At 66.7% G+C, this 19,850-nt stretch carries 14 protein-coding genes; 5 read left to right on the top strand and 9 right to left on the bottom strand.

The window, feature by feature from the left end:
- Positions 1-38: 38 nt before the first annotated feature.
- A complete protein-coding gene (locus tag AC07U1_RS03395; RefSeq protein ID WP_495177439.1) occupies positions 39-1,805 on the top strand; it encodes a sensor domain-containing diguanylate cyclase in 1,767 nt (588 codons plus the stop codon).
- Between the two features lie 22 nt (positions 1,806-1,827).
- Here the strand turns inward: AC07U1_RS03395 and AC07U1_RS03390 are convergent, their stop codons facing one another.
- Both AC07U1_RS03390 and AC07U1_RS03385 read right to left on the bottom strand, forming a co-directional pair.
- Positions 1,828-2,223: a bactofilin family protein gene (locus tag AC07U1_RS03390; RefSeq protein ID WP_156377591.1), complete on the bottom strand. Its 396-nt coding sequence runs from the start codon at positions 2,221-2,223 to the stop codon at positions 1,828-1,830.
- Position 2,224: 1 nt separating this feature from the next.
- Positions 2,225-3,421, bottom strand: coding sequence for a M23 family metallopeptidase (locus AC07U1_RS03385; protein ID WP_492735543.1), 1,197 nt, complete (start codon positions 3,419-3,421; stop codon positions 2,225-2,227).
- A gap of 248 nt (positions 3,422-3,669) precedes the next feature.
- Here AC07U1_RS03385 and AC07U1_RS03380 point away from each other — a divergent pair, with 248 nt between their 5' ends.
- A complete protein-coding gene (locus AC07U1_RS03380) occupies positions 3,670-5,058 on the top strand; it encodes a methyltransferase family protein (protein WP_495177486.1) in 1,389 nt (462 codons plus the stop codon).
- 340 nt (positions 5,059-5,398) lie between these two features.
- Here AC07U1_RS03380 and AC07U1_RS03375 read toward each other — a convergent pair whose 3' ends face one another.
- The 7 genes from AC07U1_RS03375 to AC07U1_RS03345 form a co-directional block, all read right to left on the bottom strand.
- Positions 5,399-7,660, bottom strand: coding sequence for a TonB-dependent receptor (locus AC07U1_RS03375; RefSeq protein ID WP_495177440.1), 2,262 nt, complete (start codon positions 7,658-7,660; stop codon positions 5,399-5,401).
- A gap of 304 nt (positions 7,661-7,964) precedes the next feature.
- Entirely contained in the window at positions 7,965-8,885 is a 921-nt protein-coding gene (locus AC07U1_RS03370; protein ID WP_495177441.1) for a hypothetical protein, read from the bottom strand.
- Positions 8,886-9,169: 284 nt separating this feature from the next.
- A complete protein-coding gene (locus AC07U1_RS03365; RefSeq protein ID WP_495177442.1) occupies positions 9,170-9,478 on the bottom strand; it encodes a hypothetical protein in 309 nt (102 codons plus the stop codon).
- 79 nt (positions 9,479-9,557) lie between these two features.
- Entirely contained in the window at positions 9,558-10,931 is a 1,374-nt protein-coding gene (locus tag AC07U1_RS03360) for a glutamate--cysteine ligase (RefSeq protein ID WP_495177443.1), read from the bottom strand.
- 62 nt (positions 10,932-10,993) lie between these two features.
- Positions 10,994-13,342: a beta strand repeat-containing protein gene (locus tag AC07U1_RS03355; RefSeq protein ID WP_495177444.1), complete on the bottom strand. Its 2,349-nt coding sequence runs from the start codon at positions 13,340-13,342 to the stop codon at positions 10,994-10,996.
- A gap of 11 nt (positions 13,343-13,353) precedes the next feature.
- The gene (locus AC07U1_RS03350) at positions 13,354-15,285 is read right to left on the bottom strand and encodes a proprotein convertase P-domain-containing protein (RefSeq protein ID WP_495177487.1); all 1,932 of its coding nucleotides are present in this window, start codon (positions 15,283-15,285) and stop codon (positions 13,354-13,356) included.
- A 292-nt stretch (positions 15,286-15,577) separates the two neighbouring features.
- Positions 15,578-16,324, bottom strand: a complete 747-nt coding sequence (locus tag AC07U1_RS03345) for a 16S rRNA (uracil(1498)-N(3))-methyltransferase (RefSeq protein WP_495178900.1) — start codon at positions 16,322-16,324, stop codon at positions 15,578-15,580.
- A 204-nt stretch (positions 16,325-16,528) separates the two neighbouring features.
- Here AC07U1_RS03345 and AC07U1_RS03340 point away from each other — a divergent pair, with 204 nt between their 5' ends.
- The 3 genes from AC07U1_RS03340 to AC07U1_RS03330 are packed head-to-tail and all read left to right on the top strand — an operon-like array spanning position 16,529 to position 19,787.
- Entirely contained in the window at positions 16,529-18,517 is a 1,989-nt protein-coding gene (locus AC07U1_RS03340) for a TadE/TadG family type IV pilus assembly protein (protein ID WP_495178901.1), read from the top strand.
- Positions 18,514-19,110, top strand: coding sequence for a TadE/TadG family type IV pilus assembly protein (locus AC07U1_RS03335; protein WP_492735559.1), 597 nt, complete (start codon positions 18,514-18,516; stop codon positions 19,108-19,110). Before AC07U1_RS03340 ends, AC07U1_RS03335 begins: the two co-directional genes overlap by 4 nt.
- Entirely contained in the window at positions 19,107-19,787 is a 681-nt protein-coding gene (locus AC07U1_RS03330) for a TadE/TadG family type IV pilus assembly protein (protein ID WP_492735561.1), read from the top strand. Before AC07U1_RS03335 ends, AC07U1_RS03330 begins: the two co-directional genes overlap by 4 nt.
- Positions 19,788-19,850 lie beyond the last annotated feature (63 nt).

Here is a 19,850-nt window from a genome sequence, read left to right as displayed (position 1 = left end):
GTAAAGATTTTCGAACATATTGGTGCGATACGGCGGTCATGACGGCGGCGGGCAACCCCTTGATGAAGCTGTATGGCAGGCTCGCGCTGGCTCTGACCCTGCTCGCTTTCACCTTCTCGCCGACGCCGGCAAGCGCCGAGGCGCTGACGGTCGAGCATGGGCTTTGTCACGCGGCGAGCGGGTTGGACACGTCCGACGCCGCCCTTGCGGCGCGGCGCTTTTCGTGCGGCGGACTGCCGGCGGGCTATCATCGCGCCAGTCTCTGGCTGCAGACTGATCCCGCGCAGGTCCATCTCGCGCGCAGCGACCTCGCGCTCATGGTCCACCAAAGCCGGTTCGACCGGCTCGCGGTCGCCTTCACCTACGCCGACGGTGTCACCCGCTGGCAACAGGTGCGCCAGGGCGATTATGGATCGCACTGGCGGGCGGGAGGGCAAATCTTGTTCGAGGCGCCCGAGCGCGGGGTGCCGCTGGCATCGGTGACGATGCGCTTCGACCGGCTGGCGAGCGCCGGCCTGATCCGGGCGCGGCTGTTGCCGAAAGCCGATGCGGTGGTGCAGTCGACCGGCATGGCGGTGGCGATCGGCGCCGCGCTGACGCTGCTGCTGGTCAGCGGCATCTACAGCCTGTCGCTCGCCTTCGCAGTGCGCCGCCAATATCTCGCCTGGCAGGCGGGCTGGTCGGCGACCATGCTGCTGTGGGGCTTTATCTGGTCGCAGGCTCATCTCGGGATCTTCCCCGGCCTGGCCGGTACCGTGTCGGCGCAGATCGCGACCTTCCTCGCCTGCCTGGCGATCGCGATCGCGACGTTCAGCGCGGTGCTGGCGGTCGATCGCGGCGCCGTGTCGGCGCGGCTTCGCGGCACCGCGCTGGCGCTCGGCACCATCGTCGGGGTCGTCGGGGTTCCGCTGGCGCTGATCCGCAGCGAAAGCCTGACGCAATGGGCCGACCTGCTGGGGCTCGTCATCGTTGCCGACCTGCTGGCGGTCGCCGCCTATCTCGGCTGGGCGTGGCGCCGGGGATCGGTCGAGGCGCGCGACTTCCTGGCCGCCTGGTGCCTGCCGATGGCGGTGCTCGCCTTCATTCATATCGTCGATGTCGACGACCGTGTGTGGGGCGGCGGCTCGCAGTTACTCGTGCTGGCGGCGGCGACCTGGCAGGCTTTGTGGCTGTCGGCGTCGGCGACGCGCCGGCTCGCCCGGCTGCGTATCGAGCGCGACAGCGCGCGGGCGTCGGAGGCGCTGGCCCAGCAACTGGCGCGGCGCGATCCGCTGACCGGGCTGCCCAACCGGCGCGGCTTCGTCGGCAGCGTGACGCCGCTGCTCGAACGCGCCCGCGCCGACGACCTGCCGGCGGCATTGCTGCTCGTCGATATCGACCGGTTCAAGTCGATCAACGACGTCCATGGGCATGATGCCGGCGACGCGGTGCTGTGCGAAGTCGCCCGGCGGATCGCGCGCTGGGAAGGGCCGATGTGTACCGTCGCGCGGCTTGGCGGCGAGGAGTTCGGCCTGCTCACGGTGGGCATGGATGGCATCGTTCTCAGCCGCTTCGCCGAAAGCGTCCGGCTGGGGATCGCGGCGTGCGACCACCGCGCGGCGATCGGCGCGCGAACGGTCACCGCCAGCGTCGGGGTCGCCGAAGTCCGCCCCGCGAGCGATTTCCAGCAACTCTACCGGCTCGCCGACGAGGCGCTTTATGATGCGAAGCGCGGCGGACGCGACCGGGTGGTCGTCCAGCGCCGCAGCGACGGCGCCGGTCCCTCCGACGATCGATCGAGCCGCGAAGCGATGCTGTCGCGCTGACCGCAGGCTGTCGCTTTTCCGGTCAGATGCCGAGCGACGCCGACTTGTTCTCGACCACCTCGAGCGGCGGTTTGGCTGCAGCCGCCCCGTGGCGGCGGTGGCTGAGCTTGCCGTCGACCTTGCCGCCATTCTCGATCGTGATCGTTTCGTAGACGACGTCGCCGGTGATCCGCGCGGTCGCGTGGACGATCAGCGTCTTGGCCTCGATCGACCCGTCGACCAGCCCCGCGATCTTCGCGGTTTCGGCGACGACCGCGCCCTTGATCTCGCTCGCCTCGCCCTGGACGAGGTTGGCGCATTTGAGGTCGCCGTCGATCTTGCCGTCGACGTGCAGGTCGACGCTGGCCGCGACATTGCCGGTGACGACGACGTCCGATCCGAGGATCGAGAAGGTCGTATGACGGGCGCCGGTCGCCATCTTAGCGGGCACCGCGGGCGACGGAACCGACGCGCTGTCGGGCGTCGGCTTTGACTTCGAGAACATCGGCTTTGGCCTCCAGGAAGCGGCGCGGGTTGACCGCCACGCCGTTCAAACGAACTTCAAAATGCAGGTGGCTGCCGGTCGAACGGCCGGTCGAACCCATTCTGGCGATCTGTTCCCCCGCCGTGACCTGTTGGCCCACCGTCGCGGTGAAGCCCGACAAGTGGGCATAGCGGGTTAAGATACCCTGACCATGATCGACCTCGACGACATTGCCGTAACCCGACTTCTGACCGACGAAGCTGACGCGGCCGGGGGCGGCGGCGAGGATCGGGGTGCCGATGGGGCCGCGGAAATCGAGGCCCGCGTGCATCGCGCCGCCGCCGGTGAAGGGGTCGCTGCGATAGCCGAAGCCCGACGACATCATCAGCACATTGGCGGGGTTGCCCGACGGCACCGCGACGAGGGTGCGTTCGAGCACTTCCATGCGGAACAGCGCGCCTTCCAAGGCGGCGAACGACGCGCCGAGCGCCTTGGCTTTGCCCATCTTGCCGCGATAGGGGATGAAGGGACCACCACGGCCGGCCGCGGCGTTGCGGACGAGGCCCCTGGGGTCGAGCCCGAGCGCGGCGACGGCGGTTTCGGCCTTGGCGGCGCGGTCGTTGACCGCGGCGAGCAGGCGGCTGGCAAAGGCTTCCTGCCGCGCTTCGAGCCGGGCCAGCGCCTGCGCCTCGGGGGGCAGGTTCGGGTCGATCGCGCTGGTCTTGAGCGGCGCGGCGGCGGCCGGCGCGGCTTCGGCACCGGCTTCGTCGGTGACCGCGGCGGGTTCGGCGCCGAAGCTTTCCTTCGACCATTCCTCGAGCTGCACCTGGCGCTCTTCGAGGTCGGCGGCGGTTTCGGCGACGCGGTCGCGGTAGCGGGCGATGCGTTGCTCGGCGGCGCTGGCGGCGGCCTGTTGCTGGGCGACCGCGGCACGCTCGTCGGCGCCGAGCAGCTGGTTGACGAGGATGGCGAGCGTGACGCCGGCCCAGGCGAGCAGCACGGCGGCGGCAATCAGCGCGACTCGCTTTTGCCAGGTGGCGCTGATCCGAAGAAAACGCACATGGCCGTGCGTTCGAACGAAGATTTCATGGTCCTGAAACAGCGCGTTGAAGCGCTGGCGCCAATGGCGCAGGCCCGTCGATTTCGATGACAAGTGGCGACCCCATCTTGTTATTATGTGGAGCCCTCCGCCCCGAATGATGCGCGCCTTAACAGCAGTGTCAGCGACTCGCGAATCCTGAACGGGTGACTCGCGCCGAGTCGAAAGCGGGACGCGGTGAACGGTGTCAAAGCGCGGCAACGCTGCCATTCTGGCAGGAAATAGCGCCGAATCGTCGACCATCATTGACGGCTTGCTTACCATTTTCGGCTAGGCCCGAGCGCGTGACCCATTTGCCCGACATGACCCTGCCCGCGGGCGCCGACACGGCGCCGGAAACCGCCGCGAAGCGTGCCGCAAGGCCGCGTTCGGCGGTCAGCGCGGGGGTCGGAATCGTCGGCCTGATCGGCCTGATGTCCTATCTGCTGATCGCGCGCTACACGCCCGAGATTGCCGCCTTCCTTGGCATCGACTGGGGCAATCGCGGGCCGATGAGCGGGCCGAACTCGGCGATCGCCAGCGTCCTCGCCTGTGCCATCCCGATGGTGCTGTGGTCGGTGTTCGTCGACAAGGTCCACCGCAATCCGTCGACCGGGATCGACTGGGCGCAGCGCCGGCCCTGGCGCGAGACGGTCGACATCAGCCTGACCAAGCTCGCCGGGCTGTGGGCGACCTGGGGCCTGATCGCGCTGACCTATGCGACGATGCGCTATTATTGGGAAGGCCAGTATGAATTCTCGATGGAGCTGCTCGAGCGGGTCGCGCCCTGGCTGCTGCTGATTTCGGTACCGTACATGCTGTGGCTCGACCGCCGGCTGGTCGAGCCGCGCGACGGCTGTTACCAGTTCGGCCGCTGGCTCGTCGCGCCCGGACAACCGGTCGATGGCCGTGCGATCGGCCATCATTTCCGCGCCTGGGGGGTGAAGGGGTTCTTCACCGCGTTCATGCTGTCGATCGTGCCGGGCAATTTTTCGAGCCTCGTCACCGTCGACATGGGCGAGGTTCTGCGCAACCCGTATATGACCGGGCTGTGGGCGATCAACCTGCTCTATCTGGTCGACGTCCATATCGCGACGGTCGGCTATATCCTGACCGCGCGGCCGCTCGATTCGCATATCCGCACCGCGAACCCCTATGGCATGGCGTGGGTCGCGGCGCTGATCTGCTACCCGCCCTTCATCCTGATGAACGGCGGCCCGCTCGATTATCAGGTGAACGGGTCCGACTGGGGCTATTGGCTCGAGGGTCACGACAATGTGATGATCGTCTGGGGGATCGTGCTCGTCGGGCTGACCGCGATCTACAGCTGGGCGACGATGGCGTTCGGCATCCGCTTTTCGAACCTGACGCATCGCGGCGTGATGACCCACGGGCCGTATAAATATACGCGCCACCCGGCCTATCTGTCGAAGAACCTCAGCTGGTGGGTGGGTGCGCTGCCCTTCCTCGTCACCGATGGCGGCTGGACCGAGGGGCTGCGCAACACGGTCCTGCTGGGCCTCGTGAGCAGCGTCTATTACTGGCGCGCCAAGACCGAGGAAAAGCATTTGCTCGCCGATCCGGCGTATCAGGCGTATTGGAACTGGGCGCAGGAGAATGCGGTCGTGCCGCGGCTGTTCGCGCGGCTGTCGGGGCGCAAGCGTCCGTTGATCCGGCTGGAGCCCGATGAGCGGATCGGGCCGGTGGCATAAGCCTGGCATCGGATTCCCGTTCCGGATCGTCGATTCGGAAACAGTGAACCATATGGGTACAAATTAGGAAAGCTGTTTTTCGGGCGAGGCGATGGTTTTGCCCGTGGCGACGTCGGGTTGCGGATTTCTTCAAATCCTCCCTGTCGCGGAGCGATGGGGAGGTGGCAGCCCGCAGGGCTGACGGAGGGGCTATGGCGCGACGGTGCGGCCCCTCCACCACCGCCTGCGGCGGCGGTCCCCCTCCCCATCGCTTCGCGACAGGGAGGATTGGCAAGGCGCGCTTCCCACCCCGAACCGGTCTCCTCCCCACGGCTTTGCCGCAGGGAGGATCGAACCGGTCCTAGAACTTCACGCCGGCCTCGACGCCCCAGATGCGGGGTTCGTTGACGTAGCTGGTGAGGTTGTTGAAATCGATGCCGCCGGTCGCCGACTTGTCGCCGGTGATGTTGCGGACGAAGCCCGCGACGTCGAAGCGATCGGTCTTGTAGCCGACGCGCAGGCCGCCCTCGAGCATCCTGTCGTCCGAGAATTCGACCGACTGATAGAGGAAGAACTGCACCTTCGAGCGGTAATACCAGTCGGTGAAGGCATAGATCGCGCCGTCGCCGACCGGGAATTCATACCCAGCGGTCCAGTTCGCGGTCCACTTCGGCGACTGCGGCAGCTGGTTGCCGTCGATCGAGAAGATGCCGGGGCTGCCCGGGCGGACCGGGTCGAGGACGGTGCACGGGGTCGCCGAGCCGCAGCCGGCGACGAAGGCGTTGGCGTCGTCGATCTCGGCGACGTTCCAGGCACCACCGACCGAGAAGGTCAGGCCCTTCGCCGGCGCCGCCTGCAGCTCGGCCTCGATGCCGTGACCCTTGGCATCGACGTTGAGCAGGCTCGCGACATTGGCGGTGCCGCCGACGGCGGTGAGCTGGAGGTCCTTGGTGTCGAAATAATAGCCGGTGAGGTTGAAGCGGACGCGGTTGTCGAGGAACGACGTCTTGATCCCCGCTTCATAGGACATCGTCTCTTCCTGGTCGGCGGTCGAGATGGTGCGCGAGAAGGTCAGGCGGCCCTGCACCGACGGGGCGCGATAGCCGCGCGCGACGCGCGCATAGACGGTGATATCGTCCGACGCCTCATAGGTCGCGCTGGCGTCCCAGGTCAGCAGCTTGCCTTTGACGCTCGCCGCCTGCGGCGGAACCGGGGTGTTCGGATTGACGACGAAGATCGGGCGCGTCTCGACCGGACGCGACGCGACGAAATCGCGCGTGTCATGGTTGTAGCGCGCGCCGGCCTGAAGCTTCAGGCCGTTGTCGAAGGCGTAGTTGACCGAACCGAAGATGCCATAAGCCTCGCTGTCCTGACGCTGCACCGCGATCGCCGAGGGCATCGCATCGGTCGGGCCGCCGAATTCGAAGCTGGAGATGTCGAGCTTTTCGTCGAAGTAGAAGGCGCCGAACTGGTAGCCAAGGCCGGTCGAATTGTTCGACGCGACGCGGACCTCCTGGGTGAACTGGTCGAGGCTGGGGACATTGTCCTGGCTCTGCGCCTGGAAGGGGATCAGCCCCGGACCCGACACCGGCAGGAACACCGCGCCGAAACCGCCGTCGATGTCGCCGCGGCTGCGGAAATTGGCGTTCCAATAGGAGGTGATCGAGTAGAGCGTCACCGGCCCGAAATCATATTCGAGGTTGAGCCCGGCATTATAGGTGTTGAGCTTCTGGAAGTTCAGCCCGTCCTGATAGACCTTGTCGCGCTCGAATTCGGTGCCCGCGCCGCCGAGGCCGACGAGCTTGTTGCTGCCGGGAAGCTGGGTGTTGGCGCGGAAGATGATCGCCGAGCCGTCGTAGATGCGGACCTGGCCGATCGCGCGCGCAGTGAACGGGCCGCTTTCATATTGCAGCTGAAGTCGTGCGGCGATGTCGTCGTAGCCGCCGAGGTCCTTCTTCGCAGTGGTGGCGACATTGTCGACCCAGTCGTCGCGGTGCTGGAACAAAGTCGACAGGCGGACCGAGAAGCCATTGTCGTCGGCGGCGCCCGCCGCGACCTCGACCTGGCTGGTGCCATAGCGGCCATAGCTGACGCGCGCATAGCCGCCGGTCTTGCCCGGCTTGACGGTGTCGAACTTGACGATGCCCGCCGGGGTGTTGCGGCCGAACAAGGTGCCCTGCGGCCCGCGCAGCACTTCGACGCGGTCGAGGTCGAAGATCGGGAAGCCCTTGAGAATCGGGTTTTCGAGGACGACGTCGTCATAGACGACGCTGACCGGCTGCGAGGCGTTGAGGTCGAAGTCGGTGTTGCCGAGGCCGCGGATGTAGAAGCGCGGGAAGGTGCGGCCGAACGAGCTTTCGATGTTGAGGCTGGGGACGCGGCCGGCGAGCGCGCGGACGTCCGAACCGGTCGAGGTGATCGCGCCGAGCGTGTCGCCCGACAGCACCGAGACGGCAACCGGCACGTCCTGCAGGCTTTCCTCGCGGCGCTGCGCGGTGACGACGATGTCGGTGAGGCCCCCTTCATCGGCGACGGGGGCGGTGTCCTGCGCGGCGGCGGGGGCGGCGAAGCCGGCGGCGGCGAGGACGAGAGCTATAGCGGTGGCGGAAGGAAAGTGGCGCATGGCAAGCTTCCTGAAACAGAGTGACGATGGGAGAGGCGGAAAACCATCGCTCTTTGGCTTTCGATGCGCCCGCGATCAATCGCCGAAGCGCGTGCCGCTTACGTTCGTGTCAGCAGTGTTGCGCAATTGCTGCAGTTTGTGACAGCCGGCGGGTGCCGATCCTCCCTGTGCCGCAGGCATGGGGAGGTGGCAGCGCGAAGCGCTGACGGAGGGGCCGACGCCGTCAGGCGTCGGTGCGGCGCCGCGGCCCCTCCACCACCTTCGGTGGTCCCCCTCCCCATCGCTTCGCGACGGGGAGGACCGGTCAGCCGCTGGCGTGGCGGGGTTTTGCATCGCTGGCGGGGTCGTTCGCCGGATTTGGCAGCCCGAACCAGGCGCGCCGCGCGGCTTCGGCGGCGCGGCGTAGCGGGGCGACGGCGGCGTTGTGGGCGGCCTCTGCGGCCGCTTCCTCGTCGGGCTCGAGGGTGCGTTCATACTCCTCGTCGCCGAACACCCCTTCCTCGATGCCGAGGAAGTCTTCGGGCGGCGGGAAATTGGTGCGCCATTCGCCGTCGTCGTGCCAGACCGAGAGCGTGGCGGCCTCTTCCTCGGGGGTCAGGTCGGGTTCGGGCTCGAGGTCGGAATCGGCGGAAAACTGCGCAACTTCATTCGCGATCGCCGTGTCTTTCCACAGCATCGCGAGCGGGTTGGTGCGGTTGTCGCGGCCCGCGAGCCAGCAGGCGAGCGCGGCGCCGCGACGGCTTTCGTCGCCATCGGGCAGCGCGAGGTCGAAGAGCGCGAGGAAGCCCGCCCAGTCGCCCGCGATGATCTGCGCCAGCATCGCCTCGCCGGCCCGGGCGCGGGTTTCGACCGCGCGGTCGAGTCGCGCGAGCATCGCGAGGCCGAGGCTGGGGACGTGGCGGCGGCGCTTGGTCAGGCTCTTGAGCTTTTCCTCCTCGGTGAAGCGCTCGGTCACTTCCTCGATGCCGTAGATGGCGCGGTCGAGCAGCTCATCGGCGAGGCGGTCGCGCGCGATCAGCAGCGCCGCGCTCCAGCCGAGCCGGAACGCCGCGCCCTCGGGGCGCTGCTTGAGCTGGTAGGCGGCGCCGGGCGACATCGCGACGCGACCCGCGGCGATGCGCACCGACCCGGTGGCCGCGAGATGATCGAGAAAGGCGCGCTGGAGCGCCGGGGTCCAGTGGTAGCTGGCGGGGGCGGGGATGTCGTTTTCGCTGTCGTCGGTCATGTGATTCGTCCTTTTGGTCAGTGAAACTGACTGAACGAACCATATCGGTACATTTTAGGAAAGCGTTTTTTGCAAGGGGGCGATCCTATTTTGTCGGCGAGGTCAGGGACCGCAAATCCTCCCTGTGGCGTAGCCATGGGGAGGTGGCAGCGCGAAGCGCTGACGGAGGGGCTTTGGCGCGACGTTGCTGGCCCCTCCACCATCCCCGCTCTCGCGGGGACGGTCCCCCTCCCCATGGCTTCGCCACAGGGAGGATCTTCGCGTCCGCGCTTGTGAGAGAGGAATTACTCGGGCGTGCCGGTCGCCGCGGCTTCGGCGGCGCGTTTGGCCTGGAGCTTGGCGTGGGCGTCGTCGATGATGCGCCAGGCCCTGGCGCAGCGCTTGCGGTCGAAGGCGGTGTCGCTGGCGCAGACGCGGTTCAGCTGTTTGAGAACCTGATCGGGATCGTAGTTGCGGCTGGCGGGAAAGGCGCTGACGTGCGCGGCCATGGCGTTGGAGCCGATGGTAGCGGCCGAGTTGATGTCGGTCGCCGACGCGGCGGTGGTGCCGGTGGCGAGGATCGCCGCCGCGAGGATAAGCTTGCCATGAACCATCGTCACTCTCCTTCGATCAGGATCTGAGGGCGATGCTATCATGAAAGGTGGCGGACGCCAAATGGCTGTCCGCGCGGCATTAAAAGCTGAGTTCGTCGTAGATCTTCGACAGGTCGTGGCCCCAGGAGCCTTCGTAGCGGTCGAGCAGATCGTGTGCGGGCGACTTGCCGCTCTTGGCAATGCGGCGCAGCGGTTCGAGGAAGCCGACCTCGTTGTCGCCCATCGAATTGACCTCACCGCGTGCCGCCAGCCCCGCCGCGGCGATGTCGAGGACGCGGTGCGCCAATTCGCCGACGGTGCCGCCACCGGGCGCGGGGGCGTCGAGACCTTCGCTGGGGACGGCGTCGCGCAGCGCCTGTTGCTCCGCGATGCTCCAGTTTTTGACGAGATCCCACGCGGCGTCGAGTGCGCCCTGGTCGTAGAGCAGCCCGACCCACAGCGCGGGGAGCGCGCAGATGCGGTTCCACGGACCGCCGTCGGCGCCGCGCATTTCGAGGAAGCTCTTGAGCCGCACCTCGGGGAAGGCGGTCGAGAGATGGTCGTTCCAGTCGCTGAGGCGCGGCAGTTCGCCGGGGAGGACCGCGAGCTCGCCCTTCATGAAGTCGCGGAAACTGAGCCCCGCGGCGTCGATATATTTGCCGTCGCGGAAGACGAAATACATCGGCACGTCGAGCATATAGTCGACATAGCGCTCATAGCCGAAGCCGTCCTCGAACACGAAGGGCAGCATGCCGGTGCGTGCGGGGTCGGTGTCGGTCCAGATATGGCTGCGGTACGACATATAGCCGTTGGGCTTGCCCTCGGTGAAGGGCGAGGAAGCGAAGAGCGCGGTGGCGAGCGGTTGCAGCGCGAGCGAAACCCGGAATTTCTGCACCATGTCGGCCTCGGACGAATAGTCGAGGTTGGTCTGGATGGTGCAGGTGCGCAGCATCATGTCGAGCCCCATGGTGCCGACGCGGGGCATATGGTCGAGCATGATCTTGTAGCGGCCCTTGGGCATGATCGGCAGCTCGGCGCGGGTCTTGTCGGGCCACATGCCGACCCCGAGGAAGCCGAGTCCGAGTTCGGCGCCGACCTCTTTCACCTGCTTCAGGTGGCGGCCGGTTTCGGCGCAGGTCTGGTGGAGATTTTCGAGCGGCGCGCCTGACAGTTCCAATTGGCCTGCGGGTTCGAGGCTGACGGTGCCGTCGCTGCCCGCGAGCGCGATCACCTTGCCGCCCTCGATCACCGGTTCCCAGCCGAAGCGGGTGAGCGCCATGAGCAGGTCGTGGATGCCGCCGGGTTCGTCATAGGAGGGCGCGCGATGATCGGCGGTGCGATAGACGAACTTCTCGTGCTCGGTGCCGATGCGCCAGCGATCCTTGGGCTTCTCGCCCTTGATCATGGGGACCGCGAGCTGGTCGCGGTTTTCGACGATGGGATCGTTGCTGTCCGAGGCGGTGCGCGTGCTCATGTCGCGCCATCTAGACTATTCGGTATAGAATGCAATCGGGGCTGAATGCCCCCGGCGACCCGCTATTCGACCATCGCGCGGAGGTTGATCGTGAAGCTCGATCCGGGCGCCATGCCGCCCTTGGGATTGACGCGGATGTGCGTGACATTGGTGTCGACGCCATTGGCATCGGCGACCGGCGTGTAGGTGAAACTGGCGCCATTGTTGTTCGAGAAGCTGAGGTCGTCGGACGTGCTGGCGAGGCTGGTGTAGCTGTAGGTCAGGCCGCTCGATCCCGCGGCGAAGGCGATCGGGCCGGGGCCGGGGGCATAGGTGCCGACGAACAAGGCGAGGTTGGCGGGCAGCGCGTCGGTGACGATCACGCTGTTGCTGCTCGCCTGCGTCCCCGCGGGCGCGGTGACGGTGAGGCTGTAGGTCGCGAAGCCGCCGGGGATGAGCTTGGCATTGGTCGTGCCGTTCTGCGGATCGCTGTAGGCGACCGACGTCTTGGCGAGCGTCAGCGGCAGGACATAGGCGTTGGTGTAGGTGCAGGTGGTCGCGGTCGTGCTGCCCTGGATCGTCAGCGTGCGACCGGTGGCGCCGCTGGCGAGCGGGCTGCCGCCGGTGCATTCGACGCTGGCGTTGTAGAGCGCGGCGACCGCGCCGCCGCCGTAGCTTTCGGCGGGCAGGGTGACGACATCGCCGGCGCGGACGTTGACATAGCTGCCGTTGGTCGCGGTCGGCGCGGTCGAGGAGAAGCTGGCATTGGCGGTGCCGCCGCTGGTCGTGGCGCTCGCCGTGTGGCCGGTGGTCGCGCCGCTCCACGCCTTGGCGAGGCGGAGCTGCTGCGCGATGCGGCTGTTTGTGAAGGTGCAGACAATCGCGGTGTCGGCGGGGTTCACGGTGAGAAGGCTGCCGGCGAGCGCGGTGGCATTGCCGGTGCAGGCGAGCGCCTGCGCATAATTGGCGCCGTCGCCCGAGGTCCAGGTCTCGGCCAGCGTCGCGCTTTCGGCGGCATAGACGGTGACCGCCGCGTTGGTGTCGGTCTCGTTCGCGCTGTTGGCGACCGAAGCGATGCTGGCATTGTTGGTGAGGCCGCTGGTCGTGACGGTGACCGCGTTGGTGGTCAGCGCGTTGACCCAGGTCTTGCGCACCACCAGCGTCGCCGATTTGCGCGCGTTGGTCCAGGTACAGGTGAGCGAGGTGCCCGAGGGCATCGTCACGGTGCGGCTGAGCCCGGTGCCCGCGGTCGCGACGATCGCATTGTCGCTGTTGCGGCGGCATTCGAGGCTGCTGGTGTAATTGGCCGCCGCGCCGGTGGTGAAGGCTTCGGTGAGGGTCAGCGTCGACCCCGCGACCGCGACGGCGGTGGCGTTGGTGGTGGTCCCGCCGACCGTCGAGCTGCCCGCGGTGGGGACGAGGCCGCCGGTGATCGCGAGGCTGACCGCGTCGGCCGCGATGCCGTTGGTCCAGGCCTTGGTCAGCACCACGGGCGAATCATTGTCGGTGATCGTATAAGTGGCGGCGGTGATCGGGGTGCCGCCGCAGCTCGAGGTGCTCGACACGGTGTAGCCGGTGCCGGCGGCGAGCGCGATCTGGATCGTCTCGCTACCCTCGGTCGCGGTGTCGTCGATGATGCTGATGCCGAGGGGCACGGTCGTGTTCTGATAGGTGCCCGCAGGAATGGTGACGGTGAAACTCGCCGCGCCGCCGGGCGTCGTATAGTCGGTGCCGCGCGTCGCGGTGCCGCCGGTGATGCTGACGTTGACGGTGCGCGCGCTGAACAAAGTGCCGCTGATCCGCAGCGCCGGGATGTTCGCCGAGGGGATCGATTCGACCCCCGCGCCGGTCGCCGCAGACAGTTCGACGAAGGGGTTGAGGCTGATCCGGATGTCGTCGAGGAAATTGCCGACACTGCCCGAGTCGGTGGTGATGAACTGGACGCGCTGCACCCCCGAGGCGCCGGTGTAGGTGGTCGAGCCGGTGTTGACGTTCCAGATCTGGTTCGCCGTCGTCGAGGCCTGCGTCGCGAGGAGCTGGATCAGAGTGCCCGAGCTGTTCGCGACCTGGAAACGCGCGGTCTGGGTCGCCGCGCCGCCCGAACGCGCGCGGTGCGCGAAGGTCCAGCCGATCGTCTCGCCATTGACCATGCAGATATTCTGATAGAGCGCGCCGGGGACATTGGCGTTCATTTCGGCGAAGACCGACCCGTCATAGGCGGGGACGCCGAGGAAATTCGTGTCCCACAGTTCGATCTCGCCCGACACCGAATCCCAGCCCGCGACCGACCCGTTCGCGTAGATTTCGTAGTTGGCCGCGCCGGGGCCTTGGGGATCGTTCGCTTCGAACGAGGGATTGACGATGACGCGCTGCGCGTGCGCGGTGCCGGTCAGCGCCAGCGTCGCGGCGAGCAGGGCGGGAAGGAAACGCATCGGCCGCATCGTCAATTCACCGTGGCGGTGAAGGCGATCGCCATCGCCGCCGCCGGGGCGAGCGTCGCGGTCGTGGCGGTCACGCTGGTGCCGGCGAAGCCCGCGCCATGGGGATCGCTTTCGTCGGCGCCGGTCGCATTGTCGTCCTCGACCGTCGTCGCCCCGGCGCAGGTCGTGCCGCTGCGCAGCGAGGCGGGGGTGTAAGTCATCGTCGCGGGGATCGCGTCGGCGATCGCGATGCCGGTCGCGGTGGCGCCGCCGGTGTTGGTGACGAGCAGGCAATAGCGCATGACCGCGCCGGGGATCGCCTTGGGATTGGTGGTGCCGTTCTGCGGATCGCTGACGACGCTGCTCGTCTTGGCGAAGGCGAGGCTGGTGGTCGGGCGGCAGAAGCTGATGTCATGGATCGCCATCCCCTGCTGGCCGGGATCGGTCGGCGCGAGGCTGTGGCTGCCATAGACGATGGTGATCGTGTCGACCGGCGCGGCAAAGGTCACCACGACGGTGCCGTTGGCGCTGGCGTCGGCCGAGGCGGCGTCGCCATAGGCGCTGTTGCCGACGACATAGTTGCTGACGCCGTTGGTCAGCGTCGGCAGGACGGTTACACCATTGTTGCTGCCGGTCACCGTCACGCGGTCGGCGAACTGGCCGGCGGCATAGTCGATGTCGAACAGGCGGAACTGTGCGCCGGGAACCGCCGTGGGCAGCGCGATGGTCGATGTTGCGATGCCCGACTGGCTGGACATGTCGACGATCTCGAAGATCGAATATTGGGCCGGCGACAGTCCGCCGGTGACGACATTCTGCCGCGTCGGCGACTGGCCGCCATAGGTCGCGTTGTTGAGGAACGATCCGCCGCTGATCGCGATGCTGAAATTCATCGTGCCGATATTGGCGAGCGCATAGCTGCCGCTGGTCTGGCCCGCCGACCAGGCGATGCCGTCCCAGTCGTGGACCGTGATGCCCGCCGGGCAGACGAGCGCCGGCGCGATGCCGGCGACACGCGAACCCGATACGGTGAAGCTGACGGCGGCATAATCGTCTTCGCCGGTGACGCCGTTGTTCGGGGTCGAATCGCTGTCGGCGACCGAGGAGGCGCTGATTTCGGCGCTGTTGACGATCGTGGCGCCCGATGTCGCGGCGACCGTGCCGCTGATCGTCAGGGTGCGGGTGGTCCCGGCGGGAATGCTGCCGACGGTCCACACGCCGGTGCCGCTGTTGTAGCTGCCAAAGCCCGAGGCGCTCGTGAAGGCGAAGCCGGCCGGCAAATCATCCTGCACTGTCACCCCGGTCGCGGTCTGCGGCGAGCCGCTCGCGTTGGTGACGCTGAGCGTATAGCTGATGCTCGCACCGCCGGCGGGGGCGGCGTTGCTGACGGTCTTGGTCAGCGACAGGTCGGCATAGTTGGCGGGCAGGCTGGTGATATAGAGGTCGGCGCGGGTGAAGCTGCCATTGTCGGCCGAGGGATATTGGTCGCAGATCTCGAGCCGCCAGCTGCCCTGCGCATTCTGGCCGTTGAACGCCGACAGCGCGGCATTGGGGGCGAACTGGTTCTGGTACGGCGGCGCGCTGGTCGCATGATTGGCGGTGTTGCCGTCGGTGTTGACCGTCGTCGCGGCGCCGTCGTCGAGCCGGACGTTGAAATTGTCGCCCGAGATATTGGCGGTGTCGCCGTCGACGAGCTGGACGCGGGTGCCCGCGGGCGACTGGAGCGTGATCCGGATGTCGCCGCGCCAACTGTGGGTCGCAAGAATGCCGATATCGACATCGCCGACGATATAGCTGGTCGCGACGGTGAAGTTGCGGACCAGCGGGCTGGTGCAGGTGGTGGCATTGTTGATGTTGCCGGTGGTCGTGTTGCTGTAGGTGGTCGTCGTCTGCGCGCCCGCCGGGCTCGCGACGAGCGCGAGCGCCAGCCAGACGAGCGCCATCAACGCCCGCATATGCCGCACGTGCCGGGCCCCACCCTGGCAAAATCGGCTCTGGTCCCGCCGTTGCATCGGCCCGCTATGGCGCGCTTGTGGCTAACAGCGGGTTAAGGATCGTGAATTTCGACCGTATTTGTGTCGGATGGGGACAGGATCGGGGGGTGGTTCGGTGATCCTCCCTGTCGCGAAGCGATGGGGAGGTGGCAGCGCGAAGCGCTGACGGAGGGGCTATGGCGCTGCGTCGCTGGCCCCTCCACCATTCGCTTCGCGAACGGTCCCCCTCCCCATCGCTTCGCGACGGGGAGGATTAATCGCCGCTCCAGTCGCCATGCTGCGCCATCCATAGCGCGGTCGCGGCGATCGCGGCGGTTTCGGCGCGCAGGATGCGCGGGCCGAGCGCCATGCGGCGGACGGCGGGGGCGGCGAGCAACAGGTCGCGCTCGCGCGGGGTGAAGCCGCCTTCGGGGCCGGTCAGGATCGCGGCGGGCGCGGGCGCGGCGAGTGTGGCCATCGGCAGGCCGCCCTCCTCGTCGGCGAACAGCAGCGCGCGGTCCGCCGGCCAGTCGGCGATCAGGCGCGGCAGCTTGACCGCGTCGGCGAGCGTCGGCAGCGCGGTGCGCCCGCATTGCTCGCACGCCTCGACGATCTGCGCCTCGACCCGGTCGCGGTTGATGCGGTCGACGATCGTGCGTTCGGTGATCACCGGCTGCAGCCGTGCGACGCCGAGTTCGGTCGCTTTCTCGACGATCCAGTCGAGCCGCGCCTTCTTGACCGGCGCGAAGCAGAGCCAGAGGTCGGGTACCGCCTCGAGCGGGCGCATCCGGCGCTCGATGACGACGGTCAGCGATCGTTTGGCGGTGTCGGCGACGACGCCGAGCCATTCGCCGCTGCGATTGTCGCAGAGCAGCAGCGGGTCGCCGGCCTTCGCGCGCATCACGTTGAGCAGATAATGCGCCGCAGGGCCGTCGATGACCGGATTCGCCCCGGCGCTGAGCGGGGTGTCGACGAACAGGCGCGGGGTGCTGGCGGGCGGCCAGGCGGGGACAGCAGGCATGACCCACGCGATAGCAGACGGCGGAAATTTGCACATCCCGCGGCGTCGGTCGCCGGATCTGTCTCGATTCGGGTCAGAATCGGCGGTGCGTCGCGGCGGGCGCAAGCCGCGATTAGCGTTTTGGTAAGCAGTCCCGTCCTAGGTGCAAGGGTACCAGCCACGCATCTGTTGGGGCGGCGTGCCTGGCGAAGAGGGGTTGTGACCATGCGAGGGACCTTGATCCGCGATATCTGGCGCGGCGTCCGGAAACTGCTGCGCGACCAGCGCGGCAACACCATGTTCCTGACCGCCGCCGCCGTCGTGCCGATCATCGGCATCGTCGGTTCGGGCGTCGATATCGGGCGCGCCTATATGGCCGAACTGCGCCTGCAGCAGGCGTGCGACGCCGGCGTGCTCGCGGGCCGCCGCGCGATGGCGGGGACGACCTATACCACCGCCGCGCAGGCCGAGGCGAACAAGATGTTCACCTTCAACTATCCCAGCACCAAATATGGCAGCAGCGGCGTCACCTTTAACTCGGTGGCGCAGGGCACCTCGACCGTCAACGGCACCGCCACGGCAAACCTGCCGACCGCGTTGATGCAGATTTTCGGGTTCGACAATTTCAACCTGTCGGTGAATTGCAGTGCGAAGCTGGAGATTTCGAACGCCGATATCATGCTCGTGCTCGACGTCACCGGATCGATGTCGACGGTCAATTCGGGCGACTCGGTGAACCGCATCACCGCACTGAAAAATGCCACCATGTCGTTCTTCGACACGCTGACGACCGCCGAGACCGGCGACGGAAGGCTTCGGTTCGGCGTCGTGCCGTACAGCTCGACCGCGAATGTCGGCTCGATCCTATATGCCAAGAACCCGGCCTGGCTCGCGAACACGACGACGCTGCCCTCGCGAGAGGTGCAGCCGCCGACCTGGATCAACGCATCGACGGTGAACAATGGTTCCGCGACCAACGGCACGGCCTATATGGTCGTCGATTGGGCGAATACCGGCACGACGATCACGAAAGTCGGCAACAAAACCGCGACGAGCAGCAATTGTTCGAACGCGACGAAGGCGAATTCGGCGACGACAACAAGCGGATCGACGACGACGACCGAGACGGGCCAGACGACGGGCGACGACTATCGCACGACGACAAAGGACGTCAAACAGGCCTATCGCTATTACGAATATAAATATGTCTGGGCGTCGAACCAATGCAACGAACAGCGGCGTCAGATGGAATATATCCAAACGCAGAAGCAGACGACGACCGAGGAACGCCAGCAGAACTATATCTATAACGATTATAGCTTCGACGTGACCGCGGCCAAGACCGGGACGGCGCTGTCGACCACCACCGGCGATTTCGGCGCAGCCTATTCGGCGACCTGGGGCGGCTGCGTGATCGAACGCGGCCCTGCTTCGCCCTTCGCGGCCAATGCCACGGCGCCGTCGACCGCGCTCGACATGGACGTCGATACCGCGCCGACCAGCGCCGACAATACCAAATGGAAGCTGCTCATCCCCGAGATTGCCTTCCCGCGCGCCAGCGGTCCGAGCGGTACGCCGTCATCGACCGGGACGTCTGGTGTGACGGTCGATTACAAGAACGTCACCAAGGACAGCAGTTCGGGCAACTGGCAGCGCTATTCGAAATATTGGGGCAGCGGCTGGGGTGTTTGCCCGGCGGCAGCGATGAAGCTGACCACGCAGACGGCGGCCAATCGCGCCACGTTCAACACCTATATCAACTCGCTGCAGCCGGTCGGCGGTACCTATCACGACTCGGGCATGGTGTGGGGCATTCGCCTCCTGTCGGCCGACGGGATGTTCGCCGACGAGAATGCGACCGCACCCAACAATCGTCCGATCGCGCGCCACATCATCTTCATGACGGATGGCGACATGTCGGCGAACATGGGGAACCTGGGCTTTCAGGGCTATGAGTGGACGATGAAGCGCGTCGGCGGCACCGACGACGCGACGCTGACGGCGCGGCACAACAATCGCTTCCTGCAATTGTGCGAAAAGGCCAAGGCGAAGAACATCACCGTCTGGGTGGTCAGCTTTGGCCTGGCGCTCAACACGCAAATGACGACCTGCGCGACGGCGGACAAAGCCTATTCGGCCGCGAACGCGACGCAGCTCAACCAGAATTTCCAGTCGATCGCACGGCAGATTTCCAAGTTGAGGTTGTCGCAATGACCCGTCTTCCGACCCATCTCCGCAGCCTGCGGCGCGATAATCGCGGCACCGCGATCACCGAATTCGCGCTGACGGCACCGCTGTTCCTGCTCATCCTCATGGGGATTTTCGATTTTTCGTGGCAGATGTACGCGAAGCAGGTGCTGTCGGGTTCGGTGGCGCAGGCGGCGCGCGCCTCGACGCTGGAGGGTAATGCGAGCAGCCAGACGGCGCTCGACGCCGCGGTGCGCAAGCAGGTCAAAAAGGTGTTCAAGAACGCCAATGTGACCTTCACGCGCAAGGCCTATGACAGCTACGACGAGATTGGCGATCCCGAAAACTACACCGACAGCAACAATAATGGCCGTTACGACACCGGCGAGTGTTTCCAGGACGTCAACGGCAACGGCAATTGGGATGCCGACCGCGGCCAGACCGGCAATGGCGGCGCCGAGGATGTCGTCGTCTATTCGGCGAAGATGGAAGTGACCCGGATCCTGCCGGTCTGGACGATGCTCGGCCAGCCGCAGAAAACGACGATCAAGGCGAGCACCGTGCTGCGCAACCAGCCCTATGCCGCCGCAACCTCGACGAACAAGGTCATCTGCACATGATCGCTCCCGCTTTCCGCAAGATGCGCCGCGCGCTGGTCCGGCTCGCGCGCGACAGCCGTGCGACGATCATCGTCGAAATGGCGTTCACCATCCCCTTCCTGATCCTGATCGGCTTTGCCGGGCTCGAGATCGCCAATCTGACGCTCGCCAACACGCGAGTCAGCCAGATCGCGCTGAGCGCCGCCGACAATGCGTCGCGCATCGCCTATGGCAATAATCTGTCGCTGCCGCGCGTGCGCGAACTCGACATCAACTCGGTGTTCACCGGGGTCGAGGAGCAGGCGGGCGGGATGAATTTCCGTGCCAACGGGCGCATCATCCTGTCGAGCCTCGAACGCAACACCGACGGCGGGCAATGGATCCACTGGCAGCGCTGCTATGGCAACCTCAACGCGCCGTCGAGCTTTGGCGTGCAGGGCGCCGGCAAGACCGGTACCGCGCTGGCGGGCATGGGGCCGGCGGGCCGGCAGGTGGCGGCATCCGAAGGCACCGCGGTCATGTTCGTCGAGATCACCTATCGCTATACGCCCATGCTCTATGGCAAGTGGCTCGGCGCCAAGACGATCCGTTCGACCGCGGCGTTCAACATCCGCGAAGCGCGCGACCTGAAGGGGCCCCCGAACAGCGACGGCGTTTATAACGACGCGCCGGTGGCGACCAAATCGGCCTGCACCTGACCGGCGCGCGGCGGCTGTCGCAATAATCATTTGTTGCGGACGCGGCGGCTGCTATCGCGCGGA

The sequence above is a fragment of the Sphingopyxis sp. GW821-FHT02C12 genome, from assembly GCF_059421785.1.
This window is presented reverse-complemented; position numbering and strand designations above follow the sequence as displayed.